The 18476-nt window shown below is 75.1% G+C and carries 7 protein-coding genes; all 7 read left to right on the top strand.

The genetic code is table 11. From position 1 onward, the window contains the following. The first annotated feature begins 1 nt into the window (after position 1). The 7 genes from ACIGG8_RS32640 to ACIGG8_RS32610 are packed head-to-tail and all read left to right on the top strand — an operon-like array spanning position 2 to position 18474. A complete protein-coding gene (locus tag ACIGG8_RS32640) occupies positions 2-2539 on the top strand; it encodes a condensation domain-containing protein (RefSeq protein WP_396552287.1) in 2538 nt (845 codons plus the stop codon). Next, entirely contained in the window at positions 2536-7065 is a 4530-nt protein-coding gene (locus tag ACIGG8_RS32635; protein ID WP_396552286.1) for an amino acid adenylation domain-containing protein, read from the top strand. Before ACIGG8_RS32640 ends, ACIGG8_RS32635 begins: the two co-directional genes overlap by 4 nt. Continuing rightward, positions 7062-8864 carry an ABC transporter ATP-binding protein gene (locus tag ACIGG8_RS32630; protein WP_396552285.1) on the top strand — a complete coding sequence of 601 codons (1803 nt, stop codon included), beginning with the start codon at positions 7062-7064 and terminating at the stop codon, positions 8862-8864. Before ACIGG8_RS32635 ends, ACIGG8_RS32630 begins: the two co-directional genes overlap by 4 nt. After that, the gene (locus ACIGG8_RS32625; protein WP_396552284.1) at positions 8864-10687 is read left to right on the top strand and encodes an ABC transporter ATP-binding protein; all 1824 of its coding nucleotides are present in this window, start codon (positions 8864-8866) and stop codon (positions 10685-10687) included. The genes ACIGG8_RS32630 and ACIGG8_RS32625 overlap by 1 nt, the downstream gene beginning before the upstream one ends. Then, positions 10671-12227: a class I adenylate-forming enzyme family protein gene (locus ACIGG8_RS32620; RefSeq protein ID WP_396552283.1), complete on the top strand. Its 1557-nt coding sequence runs from the start codon at positions 10671-10673 to the stop codon at positions 12225-12227. The genes ACIGG8_RS32625 and ACIGG8_RS32620 overlap by 17 nt, the downstream gene beginning before the upstream one ends. Beyond that, positions 12224-15976, top strand: a complete 3753-nt coding sequence (locus tag ACIGG8_RS32615; protein WP_396552282.1) for a condensation domain-containing protein — start codon at positions 12224-12226, stop codon at positions 15974-15976. Before ACIGG8_RS32620 ends, ACIGG8_RS32615 begins: the two co-directional genes overlap by 4 nt. Continuing rightward, a complete protein-coding gene (locus ACIGG8_RS32610; RefSeq protein ID WP_396552281.1) occupies positions 15973-18474 on the top strand; it encodes a lantibiotic dehydratase in 2502 nt (833 codons plus the stop codon). Before ACIGG8_RS32615 ends, ACIGG8_RS32610 begins: the two co-directional genes overlap by 4 nt. Positions 18475-18476 lie beyond the last annotated feature (2 nt).

Genomic DNA, 18476 nt, shown 5'->3' with positions numbered 1-18476 from the left:
CGTGACCACCACCCCCGACACCACCGCCCCCGACACCACGGCCACCGACACCACGGCCGCCCCCGAGCCGGCGGACTCCCTGGACCGCGCGGGCATCCGCGTCCTGGAGCGGCAGATCGAGGACGCCCTGCTCGCCGACGACCGGATCGCCGACTGCGCCGTCGTCTTCCAGGGCGTGTCCGTCGACTCCGTCCCGGCCGAGCACTGCGTTCGCTGCGGCATGGACGCCGCCTACCCCGGCACCCGGCTGGACCGGGACGGCGTCTGCGACCTGTGCCTGATGCACACCGAGCACGGGTCCGAGATCCTCTCCTACTTCGGCGAGATCGACGAGTTCACCCGGATCCTGCGCGAGCGCGCGGAGGCGGCCGGCTCCGAGTACGACGCCCTGCTGCTGTTCAGCGGCGGCAAGGACAGCACCTACGTGCTGCACCAGCTCGTCCGGATGGGCCTGCGGGTGATGACCTTCACCTTCGACAACGGCTTCATCTCCCGGACGGCGCTGGAGAACGTCGAGACGATCACCAAGGCGCTGGGCATCGAGCACCTCACGATGACCCGGGCCGACCAGAACCGGATCTTCCTGCGCAGCCTGGAGCAGCACAAGAGCGTCTGCAACGGCTGCTTCCGGTCGCTGCTCGACCTCAGCCACCAGCTGGCCCACGAGCGCGGCATCCCGAGCATCGTCACCGGACTGTCCCGGGGCCAGATCATCGACGAGCGGCTGCTGTGGTTCTACCGCAACGGCGAGTTCGACCCGGCCCGCATCGAGCAGCAGCTGGAGGTCGGCCGCAAGGTCTACCACCAGGTCGGCTCCGACCTCTCCGACGGGGTGCTGGACCGCGTCGAGGTGGTCGACTACTACCGCTACTCCGACGTCACCAAGGACGACATCCGGGCCTTCCTGGCGAGCGCCGAGACGCTCTGGGCGGCGCCGAAGGACACCGGCTTCTGCAGCTCCAACTGCATGATCAACGACGTCGGCGTGTACGTGCACCGGCTGGAGCGCGGCTACCACAACTACGAGTCGCCGACCCGCTGGGAGGTCCGGCTCGGCCACCTCGCCCGGGACGAGGCCGACGCCGAGCTGCGCACCCCGGTCAACACCGGACGCGTCCGCTCCATGCTCGCCACCATCGGCTACACCGACCCGGGCGACCGCAGCCGGCTCGGCCGGCGGATGGCCGCGTACTACGTGCCCCGCACCGGGCTGACCCCGGACGCCGCCCGGGCCGCCGTCGGCGCCCGGCTGCCCGAGATCCTGCTGCCCGAGCACTGGGTGGAGCTGGCCGAGATCCCGCGGCAGGCCGACGGCGCCGTCGACCGGCGGGCCCTGCCCGACCCGGCCCCCGACACCGGCAAGCGGCTCGCCCCGGACGCCGAGGACGCGCGGACGGCCGACGACCGGCCCACCCCCGCCCAGCAGCTGCTGCTGGAGCAGGCCGGCGACGGCCTCGCCGGCCGGGCCCGCGCCCTGCTGCTCGACCTGCCGGAGGGCACCACCGCGGACACCGTCCGCAAGGCCGTGCTCGCCCTGGTCCAGCGCCACGACGGCCTGCGCGCCCGGTTCCGGCAGCAGGACGGCGGCTGGCGGCGCCAGGTGGCCGGGCTCGCCGGCGGCGTGCCGGTGGCCGTCCTCGACCTCACCGGGAAGGACCCCGGCCGCGTCCCCGCCGCCCTGCGGGTGGCGGCCCAGCGGCTGCGCGCCCGGCTGAACCCGGAGCAGGGACCGCTGTTCACCGCCGCGCTGGCCGAACAGCGCGACCGCGCACCCCAGTTGCTGCTGATCGCCCACGAGCTGGCCGCGGACGTCGACGGCTGGCGCCGGATGCTCGACGACCTCGGCGCCGCGCTCGGCCGGATCGCGGCCGGCGAGCCGGCCGGACTGCCCGCCGCGCCCGCCCCGCGGGCCGTGCCGGAGCCCGCCGCCCCGGCCCCGGTCACCGGTGACCTCTGGACCCCGCCCGCGACGCCGGCCGACGGCGCACCGGACCCGGTCCGCCGCACCGTGCTCGACGCCGCGGCCACCGCCGCGCTCACCGCCGCCGGCACCCCGCTCGCCGCCCTGGTGGCGGCCGCCGTGACCCACGGGCTCACCGAGGCCTGCGGGGCGAGCGGCCTGCTGCTCGCCGTCGACGACCAGACCGGCGCGCTCCCGCACCCGGCCGGCCTGTTCGCGGTGACCGCTGCGGCCGCCGAGCCCGGCACCGGGCCCGAGCAGACCCTGGAGCGGGTCCGCACGGCCCTCGCCACGCCCGTCGCCGCCCCCGCCGGAGCCGTCCCGGTCGGCATCGCCCACCTCGGCGACCTCGACGCGCTGCCCGCGGCCGGCGGCCCGCTGCGGCACGCCGGCTCCGCCGACCACGACCTGGTCGCCCCGTTCGGCCCGCGCGCCCGGACGCCGTACGTCGTCGGCCACCTGCGCGACGGCCGGCTCCACCTCACCTGGACCGGCACCGCGGCCCCCGCCGCCGCGGCCGACGCCGCCGCCGCGGCCCTCGTCCAGCTCGCCGAGACGGCCGGGAAGGGCACGGCATGACCGACACCTCGGAGAAGCTGCAGCGGCTCAAGATGCAGTCGCCCGCCAAGTACGCCCTCCTGATGAGCCGCCTGCGCGAACGCGCCGCCGCGGCCCCCACCGGGATCACCCGCCGTCCCTCGGACGGCGGGGCACCGCTCTCCTACGCCCAGCAGCGGCTGTGGTTCCTCGCCCAGCTCAACCCGGGCGACACCGCGTACAACATGCCGTACGCGCTGCGCCTGCAGGGCCCGGTGGACCTCGACGTCGCCACCGCCGCCTTCCGGGCCCTGGTGCGCCGGCACGAGACCCTGCGCACCGCCTTCGGCTCGGTCGACGGCGAACCGGTGCAGCTCGTCACCCCGGCCGAGGCCGTCGACTGGCAGCCCGCGACCGTCGACCTGCGCGGCACCGCCGACGCCGAGGACGAGGTGCGGCGGCTCGCCGCCGCGCACGCGGCCGCCCCGTTCGACCTGAGCCGCGGCCCGCTGTTCCGGGTGACCCTCGTCCGGGTCACCGACGACGAGACCGTCGCCCTGATCAACCTGCACCACATCATCACCGACGACTGGTCGATGGGCGTGCTCACCCGGGAGTTCGCCACCGTCTACGCGGCCCTGCGGGACGGCGGCACGGACCCGCTGCCGCCGCTGGACGTCCAGTACGCCGACTACGCCCACTGGCAGCGCGGCCGCAGCGCGGAGAGCCGGGCCGAGGGCCTGGCCCACTGGCGCGAGCGCTTCCGCGGCGAACTGCCCAGCCTCGCGGTGCCGACCGACCGGGCCCGCCCGCCGGTGCAGACCTACGCCGGCCGCACCCGCTCGTTCCACCTGTCCGCCGAGGCGACCGCCGGCCTGCGCGCCGTCGCCGCCGGGACCGGCGCCACGCTGTTCATGACCCTGCTGGCCGGCTACACGGCCCTGCTCCACCGCTACTCCGGGCAGGACGACATCGTGGTCGGCACCTCGGTGGCGGGCCGCAACCGGCCCGAGACCGAGCCGCTCATCGGGTTCCTGGTGAACACCCTGGCGCTGCGCGGCGACCTGTCCGGCGACCCGGCCTTCGGCGAGCTGCTGGCCCGCACCAAGCAGGCCTGCCTGGCCGACTTCGCCCACCACGACGTGCCGTTCGAGCAGGTCGTCGAGGAGATCCAGCCGGACCGCGACCTCAGCCGCGCCCCGCTGTTCCAGACCATGCTCTCGCTGCACAACGTGCCGCGCGCCGCCCTCGACCTGGCCGACCTGCGCATCTCCCCGTTCACCGGGGAGGGCCGGCGCACCGCCATGTACGACCTCAGCCTCGACGTCGTCGACGAGGGCGAACGGCTGCGCTGCGACTGGGAGTACAACACCGACCTGTACGCCGACGCGACGATCGAGCGGATGGCCGGCCACTTCGAGCGACTGCTCCGGGCAGCGGTGGCCGATCCGGGGCTGCGCCTGTCCGAGCTGCCGCTGCTGTCGCAGGACGAGCGCACCGAGGTGCTGACCCGGGACAACCGGATCTCCGTCGAGGTCGGCCCCGACGAGTGCGTCCACCGGCTGTTCGAGGAGCACGTCCGCGCCACCCCCGACGCCGTCGCCGTGGTGGACGGCGAGGACCGGGTCAGCTACCGCGAACTCGACCGCCGGGCCGGCATCGTGGCCGCCCGGCTGCGCGCCCTCGGCGTCGGCCCGGAGGTCCGGGTCGGCCTGTGCGCGCCGCGCTGCGCCGACTCGGTGGCCGCGGTGCTCGGCGTCCTGAAGGCCGGCGGCGCGTACGTGCCGCTCGACCCGGCCAACCCGGTGGACCGCCTGCGCTTCATCCTGACGGACGCCTCGGTCCGGCTGCTGCTCACCCGGCACGACATCGCCGGCACGGTGCCCGGCCTCACCGACGGGATGACCGTCGGCTGGTTCGACGACTGGCTGGCCGAGGCGGCCGGACCCGACGCCGCCGAGCCCGGGGCCGAGCCCGCGGACGCCCCGCAGCCGGTCTCCGGCAACCTGGCCTTCCTGGTGTACACCTCCGGCTCCACCGGCCGCGCCAAGGGCGCGATGCTCACCCACGGTGCGCTGATGAGCGCCTACCGCTCCTGGGAGCGGGTCTACGAGCTGGGCACCGTGGTGCAGCGCCACCTCCAGGCCGCCAACATCGCCTTCGACGTGTTCACCGGCGACATGGTCCGCGCCCTGTGCTCCGGCGGCACCCTGGTGCTCTGCCACCGCGAGACGCTGCTGGACCCGGCCAAGCTGTACGACCTGCTCCAGCGCGAGCGCGTCGACTTCGCCGACCTCGTCCCCGTGGTGATCCGGCTGCTCAGCGCCCACGTCACCGAACAGGGCAGGCTGCTGGACAACTTCAAGGTGCTGGCGGTCGGCGCGGACATCTGGTTCATGAGCGACTACTGGAACCTCAAGAAGCTCTGCCCGCCCGGCACCCGGCTGGTCAACTCGTACGGCATCACCGAGTCCACCGTGGACAGCGGCCTGTTCGAGACCCCGATGCCGGAGCGCTCCGAGGAGGAGCCGGTCCCGATCGGCCGGCCGCTGCCCAACACCCAGTTCTACGTCCTCGACGACCGGCTCCGGCCGGTGCCGGTCGGGGTCAACGGGACGCTGTACATCGGCGGCCTGGCGCTGGCCCGCGGCTACGTCGGCCGCCCCGCGCTGACCGCCGAGCGGTTCCTGCCGCACCCGTACAGCGAGCGGCCCGGCGACCGCCTCTACAACACCGGCGACCTCGCCCGGCTGCTGCCCACCGGCGACGTGGAGGTCCTGGGCCGGGTGGACCGCCAGGTGAAGATCCGCGGCTTCCGGATCGAGCTGGAGGAGGTCGAGTCGGTCCTCGGCAAGCACCCCGACGTGCAGGCCGCGGCGGTCGTCGTCCACGTGGACGCCAAGGGCGACCGTCGGCTCGCCGGGTACGTGGAGCCCCGCGCGGGCCGCACGCCCGAGCCGGTGGACCTCCAGGACCACCTGCGCACCCAACTGCCGTACTACATGGTCCCGTCCACCATCACGCTGCTCGACCGGATGCCGCTGAACGCCAACGGCAAGCACGACCGCAAGGCCCTGCCGGCGCCCGCCGAGGAGCCGGTCGAGCGGCCCGCGGCGGTGTTCGCCACGGCCACCGAGGAACTGGTCGCCGGGGTCTGGGAGAAGGTCCTCGGGCAGCGGGACGTCACCGCCGAGGACGACTTCTTCCAACTCGGCGGGCACAGCCTGCTGGTGCCCCGGGTGCAGTTCGAACTGCGCCGCGCCTGCGCGGTGGACCTGCCGCTGATCGCCCTGTTCGAGGCGACCACGGTGCCCGAGCTGGCCCAGCGGGTGGACGCCGCCCGCACGGCGCCGGACACCTGCGCCGGGGCGGACGACCCGGCGGCGGGGCCGAGCGCACCGCCGGTGCTGGACCCGGAGATCAGGGTGGCGCCCGGTGCGCACCGCCCCCGCACCGGGGAGCCCGCGGCCGTCCTGCTGACCGGCGCCACCGGCTTCCTCGGCGCCCACCTGCTGGACGGGCTGCTGCGCGGCACCCGGGCCACCGTCCACTGCCTGCTGCGGGCCGACGACCCCGAGGACGGCATGCGGCGGCTGGTGAAGGCCCTCGCCGACCTGGGACTTCCCGAGCCCGCGCCGGGCCGGGTCGTGGTGGAGCCCGGTGACCTGGCGCAGCCGCTGCTGGGCCTCACCGCCGAACGCTTCGACGAACTCGCCCGGACCGTCGACGCCGTGCACCACAGCGGGGCCTGGGTGAGCTTCACCCTGCCGTACGCCACGCTGCGGGCCGCCAACGTCGACGGCACCCAGGAGGTGCTGCGACTGGCCGCGCGCGGCGGCGGCATCCCCGTGCACCACGTCTCCACGGCCTCGGTGCCCGAGCCGGGCACCGCCGCGGCGCCCGTCACCGGCGGCTACAACCAGAGCAAGTGGGCCGCCGAGCACCTGGCGGTGGCCGCCCGCGAGCGGGGCGTCCCGGTCGACGTGCACCGTCCCGACTACATCGGCGGGCACAGCGCCACCGGAATCGGCAACCCCAAGGACTTGATCTGGGCGATCATCAAGGGCAGTGTTCAGCTGGGGTGTTACCCCGACCTCGACCTCCCGGTGCAGCTCGTGCCGGTGGACCGGGTCGCCGGGGCCCTGCTGGCGCTCGCCTCCCGCACGGGAGCCGAGCCCGGCTCGTACGACCTGGCCCACCCCGAGCCCGTCGGGCTCGGCACGGTCTTCGCGTGGGTCACCGGCTACGGCTACCCGCTGCGCAAGGTCTCCTACGGCGACTGGCTGACCGCCCTCCGGGAGTCCGCCGAGACCTCCTGGGACAACGCCCTCTTCCCGTTCCTGCCGCTGTTCGCCGCCCCCGGCGACGGCGCGGCCCCCGCTTCCGCCCCCGGCGGCCTGGGGGCGGCCGTACCCGGCTCCGCCCGGTCGGCGTACCGGGAGTCCGGCACCGACTGCCCGCCGATCGACGAGCAGTTGCTGCACACGTACCTCACCGAGCTGGTCCGCAGCGGCTACCTGCAGGACCCCCGCCCGGCCCCGGACGACACCCCCCTGGAGAACGCATGACCACCGCGACCACCGCGAAGCAGCGGCGCGCGGCCCCGCCCCCGGCAGCCGGCGAGCGGGTCGGCCCGTTCCTGCGGTCCCACCTCGCCCGGTCCAAGGGCTGGATCACGGCCCACCTGGCCGGCTCGGTGGTGTGGCACCTGCTGGCCGCGGCGGTCCCGGTCGTGATCGGCACCGCCTTCGACGCCCTGCTCGGCACCACCCCGGACCAGGGGCGGTTCGACACCATGGTGCTGGTGCTGCTGGCCCTGGTCGCGGTGCGCGGCGTCGCCGGCTTCGTCGCCACCTACTCGCTGGAGGCGTACGCCTGCGGCCTGGAGCGCGACGTGCGGTCCACGCTGTTCTCCGCGCTGCTCCAGAAGGGCCAGCAGTTCTTCAACCGGCGCCGGGTGGGCGACCTCTCGGCCCGGGTCACCGGTGACGCGCAGACCGTCAACCTGATGCTGTCGCCCGGCCTGGACCTCACCCTGGACATGCTGCTCGGCCTGATCGTGCCGATCGTGTTCATCGGCGTGATCGACGCCCGGCTGCTGCTGGTGCCGCTGGTGTTCCTGGTGCTGTTCGCCGTGGCGCTGGCCGAGTACGGCCGCCGGCTCGACCCGGCGGCCGGGGCCACCCGGGCCCGCTTCGGCGAGCTCAGCGCCCTGGTCTCGCAGACCATCGCCGGGATCGAGACCGTCGACGCCACCGGCCGCCGGGCCGCCGAGCAGCACCGGTTCATGGAGAAGGCGACGGCCTACCGGGACGCCTCGGTGCGCCAGGCCAAGGAGCAGGCCCTGTACCTGCCCACCCTGCTGCTGGTGGCCGCGCTGGCGGCCGGCCTGCTGCACGGCGCCCACCTGGTCTCCGACGGTTCGCTGACGGTCGGTCAGTTCGTCGGTTTCCTCGGGCTGATGGGCTCCCTGCGGGCGCCCACCCAGCTGGCCTCGTTCAGCATCGGCCTGATCTTCCTCGGGATCGCCGGCGCCCGGCGGATCCTGGAGGTCATCACCGACCGCGCCGGCTCCGAGGACACCGACGCCGGCCACCGCGGGCAGATCGAGGGCACGGTGGTCTTCGACAAGGTCTCCTTCGGGCACGGCGACAAGCCGGTCCTGGAGGACGTCTCCTTCACGGTGGAGCCGGGCATGACGGTGGCCCTGGTCGGGCCGACCGGCAGCGGCAAGTCCACGCTGCTGCAGCTGCTGAACCGGACGTACGCGCCGGACTCCGGCGAGGTGCTGGTCGACGGCGTGGCCACCACCGGCTGGCACGCCCAGACGCTGCGCTCGCAGATCTCGGTGATCGAGCAGGACGTGGTGCTGTTCTCCCGCTCCATCGCGGACAACCTGGCCTTCGGCGCGGACCGGGAGCTCACCCGGGCCGAACTGGAGGAGGCCGCGCGGGCCGCGCACGCCCACGAGTTCATCGCGGACACCGAGCACGGCTACGACACGATGGTCGGCGAGCGCGGGGCCACCCTGTCCGGCGGCCAGCGCCAGCGCATCGCCATCGCCCGCGCCCTGCTGGCCGACCCGCGGATCCTGGTCCTGGACGACTCCACCAGCGCGGTGGACAGCGCCACCGAGGAGCGGATCCAGCAGGCCGTCCGACGGGCCGCGGCGGGCCGCACCACGTTCATGGTCACCCCCCGGCTGTCCCGGATCCGCAGCGCCGACCTGGTCCTGGTGCTGGACAAGGGCCGCATCGTCGGCCGCGGACGCCACGAGGAACTGCTGGAGAGCTGCGAGCTGTACCACCGGATCTTCGCGCCGCACCTGCAGGAGACGGCCGGCCGGTCCGGAGAGGGAGTCCACTGATGGCAGACATTCTCGACGGGATCACCGCCGACAGCTACGACCGGTCCTACGGCGACCGCGAACTGCTGCGCCGGATCCGGCCGCTGTTCGCCGCCAAGGGCGCCACGGTGGTGCTGATCGCGCTGGCCGTGGTCGGCGCGGCGGTGGCCGGGGCCGCGTTCCCCCTGCTGGTGGCCGACATCGTGGACAACGCCGCCCGCGAGAGCGTCGGCGACGCGGTGCTGCCGCTGACCGGGGCCGCGCTCGGCACCGGTCTGGTCGCCTGGCTGCTGACCTTCTTCCAGCAGCGGGCCGTCGGCGTGCTGGTCGGCGACGTCGTCCTGGAGATGCGCCGCCGCGCGTTCGAGGCGGTGCTCCGCCAGGACATGGCCTTCCACGACGACCAGGCGTCCGGGTCGGTGGCCAGCCGGATCACCGCCGACACGCAGGCGTTCGCGACCCTCGCCACGCTCACCCTCGGGCTGGTCGGCCAGGTCCTGATGATCGGGCTGCTGCTGGTCGCCATGTTCGTCATCAACGTCCCGCTGGCCCTGGTCACCGCGGTGACCGCCGCCCTGATCGTGCTGGTCAGCCTGGGCTTCCGGTGGGTGTCGCGGCGCGCGTCCCAGCAGCAGCAGCGCTCCCTGGCGCAGATCAACGCCTACGTGCAGGAGACCCTGCGCGGCATCGCGGTGGCCCGCAACTTCCAGCGGGAGGAGTCCACCCACGCCGGGCTGGTCGAGGTCAACCAGCGCTGGTTCCGGGCCACCGTCAAGCTGAACCGGCTGTTCAGCGGGATCTTCCCGCTGCTGCTGACGCTCACCGGCCTCGGCACCGTCGGCGTGGTGGTGCTCGGCGGGAACCTGCTGACCGACGGCTCCGTCACGGCGGGCGAGTGGTCGCTGTTCCTGGAAGCCCTGATGCTGTTCTGGTTCCCGCTGACCAGCATCGCCTCCTTCTGGAACCAGTTCCAGCAGGGCCTGGCCGCCTCCGAGCGGATCTTCGCCCTGGTGGACCTGGAGCCCGTCGTGCAGCAGAGCGACGCGCGCCCGGTGCCCCGGCTGGACGGCACCGTCGAGTTCCGCGGGGTCGACTTCGGCTACCGCGCCGACAAGCCGGTCCTGACCGGGCTCGACCTGAAGATCGACAGCGGTGAGACGGTCGCCCTGGTCGGGCACACCGGCGCCGGCAAGTCCAGCATCATCCGGCTGATCACCCGGGCCTACGAGTTCGGCGGCGGTGAACTCCTGGTCGACGGCCAGGACATCCGCACCCTGGACCTGGACGCCTACAAGGGCCACCTGGGCATCGTCCCGCAGGCGCCGTTCCTCTTCACCGGCACCGTCGGGGAGAACATCGGCTTCGGCCGGGCCGGCGCGACCCCGGAGGAGATCCTGGCCGCCGCCCGCTCGGTGGCCGGCGGCGACTGGCTCGACGTCCTCCCCGAGGGCATCGACACCCCGGTCAACGAAGGCGGCGGCACCCTGTCCGCGGGCCAGCGGCAACTGATCGTGCTGGCCCGGGTGATGCTCGGCAACCCGTCGATGCTGATCCTCGACGAGGCCACGGCGAGCGTGGACCCGCTGACCGAGGCCCAGGTGCAGGAGGGGCTGGACGCGGTCTCCGCGGGCCGGACCACCGTCGTGGTCGCGCACCGCCTGCCCACCGTCCGCAAGGCCGACCGCATCCTCGTCGTCGACGGCGGCCGGATCGTCGAACAGGGCACCCACGACGCCCTGCTGGCGGCCGGCGGCCGGTACGCGGAGCTGTACGACCACTACTTCCGCCACCAGGCACTCGACTTCCAGGCCGCCGAGGAGGACGCCGATGCTGTCCGCCGCTGACACCCCGCGCACCCTGGGCGGCCTGCTGGCCGCCGCCGCGGACCGGTGGCCCGGCCGCACCGCCGTCGAACTGCAGGGCACCGCGCTCGACTTCGCCACCCTGCACCGGCAGACGGAGCGGGCCGCCGCCCGGCTCGCCGCGGCCGGGGCGGGCCCCGGCCGCACCGCCGTCCTGCTGTTCGACAACACCCCGGACTGCGTGATCGCGTTCCTGGCCGCCGCGCGCACCGGCGTCCGGCTGGTGCCCGCCGAGCCCGGCGCCGCGCCGGCCCAGCTCGCCGCCCTGGCGTCCGGCGCCGCCGACGCGCTGCTGATCGGCCGGGCCGAGCGGCTCGCCGCGGTGGCCGCCGCCGACGGCTGGGCGGGCCCGGTCGTGGAGACCGACGGGCTGCCGCACGCCGACGCGACGGACCGGCCGGCCCCGGCCGAGCCGGACGGGGACGCCCCGTTCCTGCACCAGTTCAGCTCCGGCTCCACCGGCGAGCCCAAGGCGGCCGTGCACACCCAGCACAACCTGGTCCAGGGCGGCCTGATCTACCGGGCCTCCTTCGGCTACGGCCCCGAGGACACCGTGCTGACGGCCGTACCGCTGCTGCACTCCTTCGGGATGGTCGCCGGCCTGGTCACCTCGCTGCTGACCGGCGCCCGGCTGGTGCTGCTCGGCCGGTTCACCCCCGGCCGGCTCCTCGGCGAACTGCAGCGCACCGGCGCCACCGTGCTCGTCGCCACCCCGCTGGCCTGCGACCTGCTGGCCCGCTCGGCCGGCGCGAGCGCCCCCGGCGGCCCGCTGCCGCTGCGGCTGTGCCTGTCCTCCGGGGCGGCCCTGCACCCGGACACCGCGGACCGCTTCGCCGAGCGGTTCGGCGTCCGGGTCAGCGAGGTCTACGGCTGCACGGAGGCCGGGATCATCGCCTGCCGGCGGCCCGAGCCCGACGCGGTGCCCGGCCCGGACGCGGCGCCGGCCGGCGCCGACGGGGTCGGCCGGCCGGTTCCCGGCGTGGAACTGCGGCTGGTCGACGACGCCGACCGGGACGTCGCCCCCGGCGCGGAAGGACTGCTGCTGGTCCGCACCCCCGCCATGTTCCTGGGCTACCTGGACCGGCCGGAGACCACCGCCGAGGTCCTGCGGGACGGCTGGTACCGCACCGGCGACCTGGCCCGGCTCGACGCCGCCGGTCGACTGCACCTGATCGGCCGCAAGGACACCTTCGTCAACGTGGGCGGCAAGAAGGTCAACCCGGTCGAGGTCGAACGGGTCCTGCTCGGCCACCCGCTGCTCGCCGAAGCCGCAGTGTGGGGCGAGACCCTGGCGGACGGCGGCCAGCGGGTCCGCGCCACCGTCGTGGCGACCGGACCGCTCACCGCGGCCGAGCTCAGCGCCTGGTGCCGGGAACGGCTCCAGCCGCACCAGGTGCCCGGCGGCGTCGAGTTCGCCGCCGCGCTCCCGAAGACCTCGTCCGGCAAGATCCGGCGCGCCGAGGTGGCCGCGGCCGCCGGCGCCCCGGGCCGGACCACCGACCAGGGGGGAACCCGCTCATGACCTCGACCCTCGTCGGGCTGCTGCGCGGCCGGGCCGAAGCGGCCCCGGAGCGCACCGCCTACCGCTTCCTCGGCGACGGCGACGCCGCCGAGACCATCAGCTACGCCGAACTGGACCGGGACGCCCGCACGGTGGCCGGCCTCCTGCGCGAGCAGGGCGCCGCCGCCACCGACCGCGCCCTGCTGCTCTACCCGCCCGGCCTGGACTACATCAGGGCCTTCTTCGGCGCCCTCTACGCCGGGGTCGTGCCCGTCCCCGTCTACCCGCCGCGCTCCCTGCGCAACGCCTCCCGGCTCGGCTCCATCGCCGCCGACGCCCGGGCCGGCTTCGCCCTCACCGTCTCCCCGGTGCTCGACCTGCTCGGCCGGGACGGCGCCGGGCTCGGCCTGGACGGACTGCGCACGGCGGCCACCGACGCGCTCGACACCGCCCTCGCCGGGCAGTGGAGCGGGCACCTCCCCGACGCCGACAGCCCCGCCTTCCTGCAGTACACCTCGGGATCGACGGCGGCGCCCAAGGGCGTGATGCTCAGCCACGGCAACCTGCTGCACAACCTCGGCATGATCAGCGAGGCGTTCGACTGCCACCAGGACACCAGCGCCGTCGTCTGGCTCCCGCCGTACCACGACATGGGCCTGATCGGCGGCATCCTCACCCCGCTGTACGCCGGCTTCCCGGTCACCCTGATGTCCCCCATGAGCTTCCTGCGCCGCCCGATGCAGTGGCTGCGGGCCATCTCCGCCGAGGGCGCCGAACTCAGCGGCGGCCCCAACTTCGCGTACGAGATGTGCGCCCGGCTGGCCACCGACGCGGACCGCGCCGAGCTCGACCTCAGCAACTGGCGGGTCGCCTTCAACGGCGCCGAGCCGATCCGCGCCTCCACCCTGGACGCCTTCGAGGCGGCCTTCGGGGACTGCGGCTTCCGCCGCAGCGCCTTCCTGCCCTGCTACGGCATGGCCGAGGCGACCCTGTTCGTCACCGGAACCGCGGCGGCCGCCGAGCCGACCGTGCTGGAGGTGGACGCCGCCGGCCTGGAGGCCGGCCGGGCCGACGCGCCCGGCCCGGACGGCCCGGCCCGCGCCCTGGTCGGCACCGGCCGGCCCGCCGCCGACCAGCAGCTGCTCGTCGTCGACCCCGCCTCCCGGGAACCGCTGCCCGAGCGCCGGGTCGGCGAGATCTGGGTGCACGGGCCGAGCGTCGCCCGGGGCTACTGGGACAACCCGGACACCACCGCCGAGGTCTTCGCCGCCCGCCCCGCCGGCCAGGACGACGCGGACCCGCGCACCTGGCTGCGCACCGGCGACCTCGGCTTCCTCGCCGACGGCGAGCTGTACGTGACGGGCCGCCACAAGGACCTGATCATCGTCCGCGGCCGCAACTTCTACCCCACCGACGTCGAACTCGCCGCCGAGGGCGCCCACCCCGCCTTCCGCTCCGGCTGCGGCGCCGCCGTCGCCGCCGAGCACGACGGCGAGCAGGTGCTCGTCGTCCTCCAGGAGGTCGAGGGCCGCGCGCTGGCCACGATCGACGTCGCCGAGGCCACCGCGGCCGTGCGCGCGGCGGTGATGGACCGGTGCGACGTCGCCGTCCACGAGGTGCTGCTGCTCAAGCCCGGCACCGTGCCCAAGACCACCAGCGGCAAGATCCAGCGCTCGCTGAGCCGCCTGCGGTACGCCGCCGGGGAGTTCGAGGCGCTCGGCGACGGCCCGGCCGAGGTGGCCGCGGAGACCGTGCCCGGCGCGGCCGAGGTGGCCGCCCTGGCCCCGGCCGAGCGCACGGCGCTGGTCCACCGGGTGCTGCGGCAGCGGATCGCCGACGCGCTGGGCGGCGCCGCCGACCAGGTCGCCACCACCGGCGTGCCGCTGACCAGCCTGGGCATCGACTCGCTGGCCGCCGTCCTGCTCGCCAACCGGATCCGCGAGGACCTCGGCGTCGAGCTGCCGCTCAGCCTGATGCTCGGCGGCGCCGACCTCGACGCCCTCGCCGCGGCCGCCACCCTCGTCGCCGACCCGCAGGACGGCCCCGCCGCCGACGCACCGGCCGCCGGCGGCACCCGGGCCGACGAGCCCGGCATGACCCTCGGCCAGCGCTCGATCTGGCACGTGCAGCAGCAGGATCCGGGCTCCACCGCCTACAACATCCCGGTCGCCCTCGACCTGGCCGGCCCGCTGGACACCGACGCGCTGCGCACCGCCCTGCGGCAGGTCGCCGACCGGCACGAGATGCTGCGCACCCGCTACCGGGTGACCGGCGGCGAGACCGTCCCCGTCCCGACCGGGAACGAGATCGAGCTGCGGGTGACGGACGCCGCCGGGGACGACCCGGACCGGCTCGCCGAGCGGCTCTCCGCCCTCGCCCACCGACCGTTCGACCTGGCACACGACCCGGTGCTCCGGGCCGACCTGCTGGTCCGCGCCGAGGACTCCCACGTCCTGCTGCTGACCGTCCACCACATCGCCGCCGACCTGTGGTCGATGGTGAACCTGACCGCCGAACTCGGCCGCCGCTACACGGCCCTGGCCGCCGGCACCGCGCCGGAGCAGACCGCCCCGGCCGGCCGCTACGCCGACCAGGTCCGCCGCGAGCGCCGGCTGCTGGCCGGGCCCGCGGGCGAGGCCCTCAAGGCGTACTGGCGCGAGGAGCTCGCCGGACCGCTGCCGCTGCTCGACCTCCCGCTGGACGCACCGCACCCGGCGGCGCCCAGCTACCGCGGCGCCCGGATCCCGTTCCGGCTCGACGCGGACCGCACCGCCCGCGTCCGCGCGCTCGCCCAGCAGACCGGCACCACGCTCTACACGGTGCTGCTGTCCGCCTTCCAGATCGCCCTGCACCACGCGAGCGGCCGGCCGGAGCTGGTGATCGGCACCGCCGCCGCGAACCGGGGCGCCCGGGACGCCGAGGACGTCGTCGGCTACTTCACCAACATGGTCGCCGTCCGCGGCAGGTTCGAGGACGGCGTGACGCCCCGGGCCTTCACCGAGCGGCTGCACCGCACGGTGCTGTCCGCCCTGGACCACCAGGCGTACCCGATGTCCCTCGTCCTGGAGACGGTGCAGCCGCGCCGCGAGCCCGGCCGCAACCCGCTCTTCCAGGCGGTCTTCGTCCTGCAGCGGCCGCACGCCCACGCCGAGACCGCCGGGTTCGTCCTCGGCACCGCCGACGGGGCCGCCGCCACCTGGGGGCAGCTGCGCCTCACCCCGTACCCGCTGCCGCACCGCACGGCCCAGTACGAGCTGATGCTCACCGTCGTGGACGCCGGTCAGGAGCTGCACGCGGCCCTGGAGTACAGCACCGACATCTTCACCGCAGCCACCGCGGAGCAGCTGGCGGCGCACTACCGGACCGTCCTGGACGACCTCCTGGACCGCCCCGACACCCCCGTCGCCGAGCTCTGCCCGGCCGACCTGCTGACCCGGCGCGCGGCCCGCGACGCCGCAACCGAGGAGGAAGCCCTGACCGGCTACGTGGCACCCCGCACCGACACCGAGCGCGCCCTGGCGAAGATCTGGTCCGACGTGCTCGGGGTCGAACCCATCGGCGTGGAGGACGACTTCTACGACCTGGGCGGGCACTCGCTGCTCGCGGTCCAGCTCATCTCCGGCGTCCGGGACGCCCTCGGCGTCGACGTCCCGGTGCGCAGCGTCATGCAGACCCGCACCGTCGCGCAGGGCGCGGCGATCATCGACGCGCTGCTGTGGGCCAAGGAGGGCGCCTCCGCCGACGGTTCCCGAGAGGACGGCGAGCTGTGACCGACCCCGGCGGCCACCTGCTGCCCCTGCCGTCCGGCGACTGGCGGGTGTGGCGGACCATGGGCCTGCGCGGCACCGGCTTCCCGGCCGGCCAGGTGCTCGACCTGGCCGCGCCCGGCGCGGCGGACGCCGCCGACCGGCTGCTGCAGGTCCGCGACCGGGCCGCGGACGCCCGGGCCGGGGCGCTCGACGCGCTCCGCGCCGCGCTCGACGACCTGCGCGCCGCCGGCCAGTGGGACGACACCGCCCTGCGCCGCCCGCTGCTGAAGGCGATCAGCCGCCTCAACAAGGGCGGCCTGCCGGGGCCCGAGTTCGCCGCACTGCCCGAGGTGTCCGCGCTCGTCGAGGCCGAGGAACTGGTCGCCGGCGCGGAGCGCGACCTGGACAAGGTCTTCGCCGAGGACCTCGCCCAGCTCTCCGCCGTCCTCGACCGGACCGCCGCCGACCCGCGCTTCCGCGAGGCCGTGATCTGGCAGAACCGCAAGGCCTACGCCGACGGCGTGCGCAAGGTCGGCGGCGACGGCCGGCGCAACTCCCGCCGCCGCGAGCACGAGGCACTGGTCGCGGGCTACCTCCAGCGCTACACCGTCAAGAACGACTCCATCGGGTTCTTCGGCCCGGTCGGCTGGGCCGAGGCCGTCCCCGCCGGGCCGGCGCTGGCCGTCACCCCCGGAGAGGGCCTGGTCGCCCGCCGCGAGGTGTACTTCGAGCAGTGGTGCCTGGACGCCCTGGTGCGGTCCCTGGGCACCGGCCCCGAGCTGCGCCGCTGGTTCCCGCCCCGCCGGCTGCCCTCCGCCGCCCTGGAGGGCGCCACCCTGCGGCTGCCCGGCCGCACCGTCGACCTGCCGCAGGGCAAGGCCGCCGTGCTGCGCTCCGTCCTCGCACTGTGCGACGGCGCCCGCACCGGCGTCGAGGTGGCCGCCGCCCTGGGCCTCGGCGAGGCGGAGGGCCTCGCCCTGCTGGAGTCGCTGCGCGCCACCGGGCTCATCGCCTGGGACCTCGAACTCCCGGTGCAGCCGCGCCCGGAGCTGGTGCTGCGCGAGCAGCTGGAGCGGATCGGCGACCCCGTGCTGCGCGCGGACGCCCTGGACCGGCTCGGCCGGCTCACCGCGGCCCGCGACCGGGTGGCGGCCGCGGCCGGCAAGCCCGACGAGCTCGACCGGGCCCTGGCCGACCTGGAGACCGTCTTCACCGAGCTGACCGGCACCGCCGCCACCCGGGCGCACGGGGAGACGTACGGCGCCCGCACCCTCGTCTACGAGGACTGCCGGCGCGACGGCCGGGTCGAGGTCGGCCCCGAACTGCTCGCCGAACTGGGCGGCCCGCTCTCCCTGATGCTGGACTCCGCCCGCTGGCTGACCACCCGGGTGGCACAGTCCTACCGGGAGGAGTTCCGGCGGTCCTACGACCGGCTGGTCGCCGAGCGCCCGGACGCCGAACCCCGGCTGACCGACATCTGGACCCGCGTCCAGACCGCCCTCCTGGGGCCGGACCAGCGGATCATCGACCAGGCCGTCACCGAGCTCCAGGAACGCTGGAACGACGTGCTCGGCCCGCTGGAGGGGCGCCGCGTCGAGTTCACCACGGAGCAGCTGCGCCCGCGCGTGGACCGGGCCTTCGCGGCCGAGGCCCCCGGCTGGCCGGGCGCCCGCTACCAGGCGCCCGACGTGATGATCGCGGCCACCGGCCCGGAGGCGGTCGCCGCCGGCGACTACCTTCTGGTCATGGGCGAGCTGCACGTCGGCGTGAACACCCTGCGCAACCTGCTCTTCGTCGACCAGCACCCCGACCCGGAGGCGCTGGAACGGGCCACCCTCGCCGACATGACGGTGCCCAGGGTCCAGCCGGTCCTGCCCAAGGAGTGGTTCTACTCCACCCGCACCACCACCCGCCTGTTCACCGACCGGGACTACCGCCTGCTGCTGGGCGACGAGGGCTCCTGGCTGACCGGCCACCCGCGCGCGCTGAACGCCTCCGAGGTCCGGATCGGACTGCGCGACGGCCGGGTGGTGGCCCGGACCGGCGCGGACGGCACGGAGCTCGACCTGGTCGAACTCCTCGCCGAGGCCATCGGGTTCAAGGTGACCAGCCGGTTCCAGCCGATGCCCGCCCGCCGGCACACCCCCCGGGTGACCGTCGACCGGCTGGTGGTCAGCCGCGAGTCCTGGCGCTTCAACCCCGCCGAACTCGCCTTCGCCCGCGAGAAGGACGAGGCGGCCCGGTTCACCGCCGCCCGCGCCTGGGCCCGCGAGCACGGCATCCCCCGGTTCTTCTTCGTCAAGGCCGCCCACGAGAGCAAGCCGTTCTACGTCGACCTGGACAGCCCGCTGTTCGTCAACGCCTTCGCGCACGTCGTCCGCGGCGCCCCCGAGCAGCCGGACGGCCGGCTGACCATCTCGGTCGGCGAGATGCTCCCGACCAGCGAGCAGACGTGGCTGAAGGATCGTCAGGGAAGCAGCTACACCAGCGAGTTCCGCGTCATCGCGGTGGACAAGTAAGG

Source organism: Kitasatospora sp. NPDC085464, assembly GCF_044541955.1.
Classification (GTDB): Bacteria; Actinomycetota; Actinomycetes; order Streptomycetales; family Streptomycetaceae; genus Kitasatospora.
The sequence above is the reverse complement of the archived record's forward strand: the minus strand, read 5'-3'. Positions and strand labels throughout refer to the sequence as shown.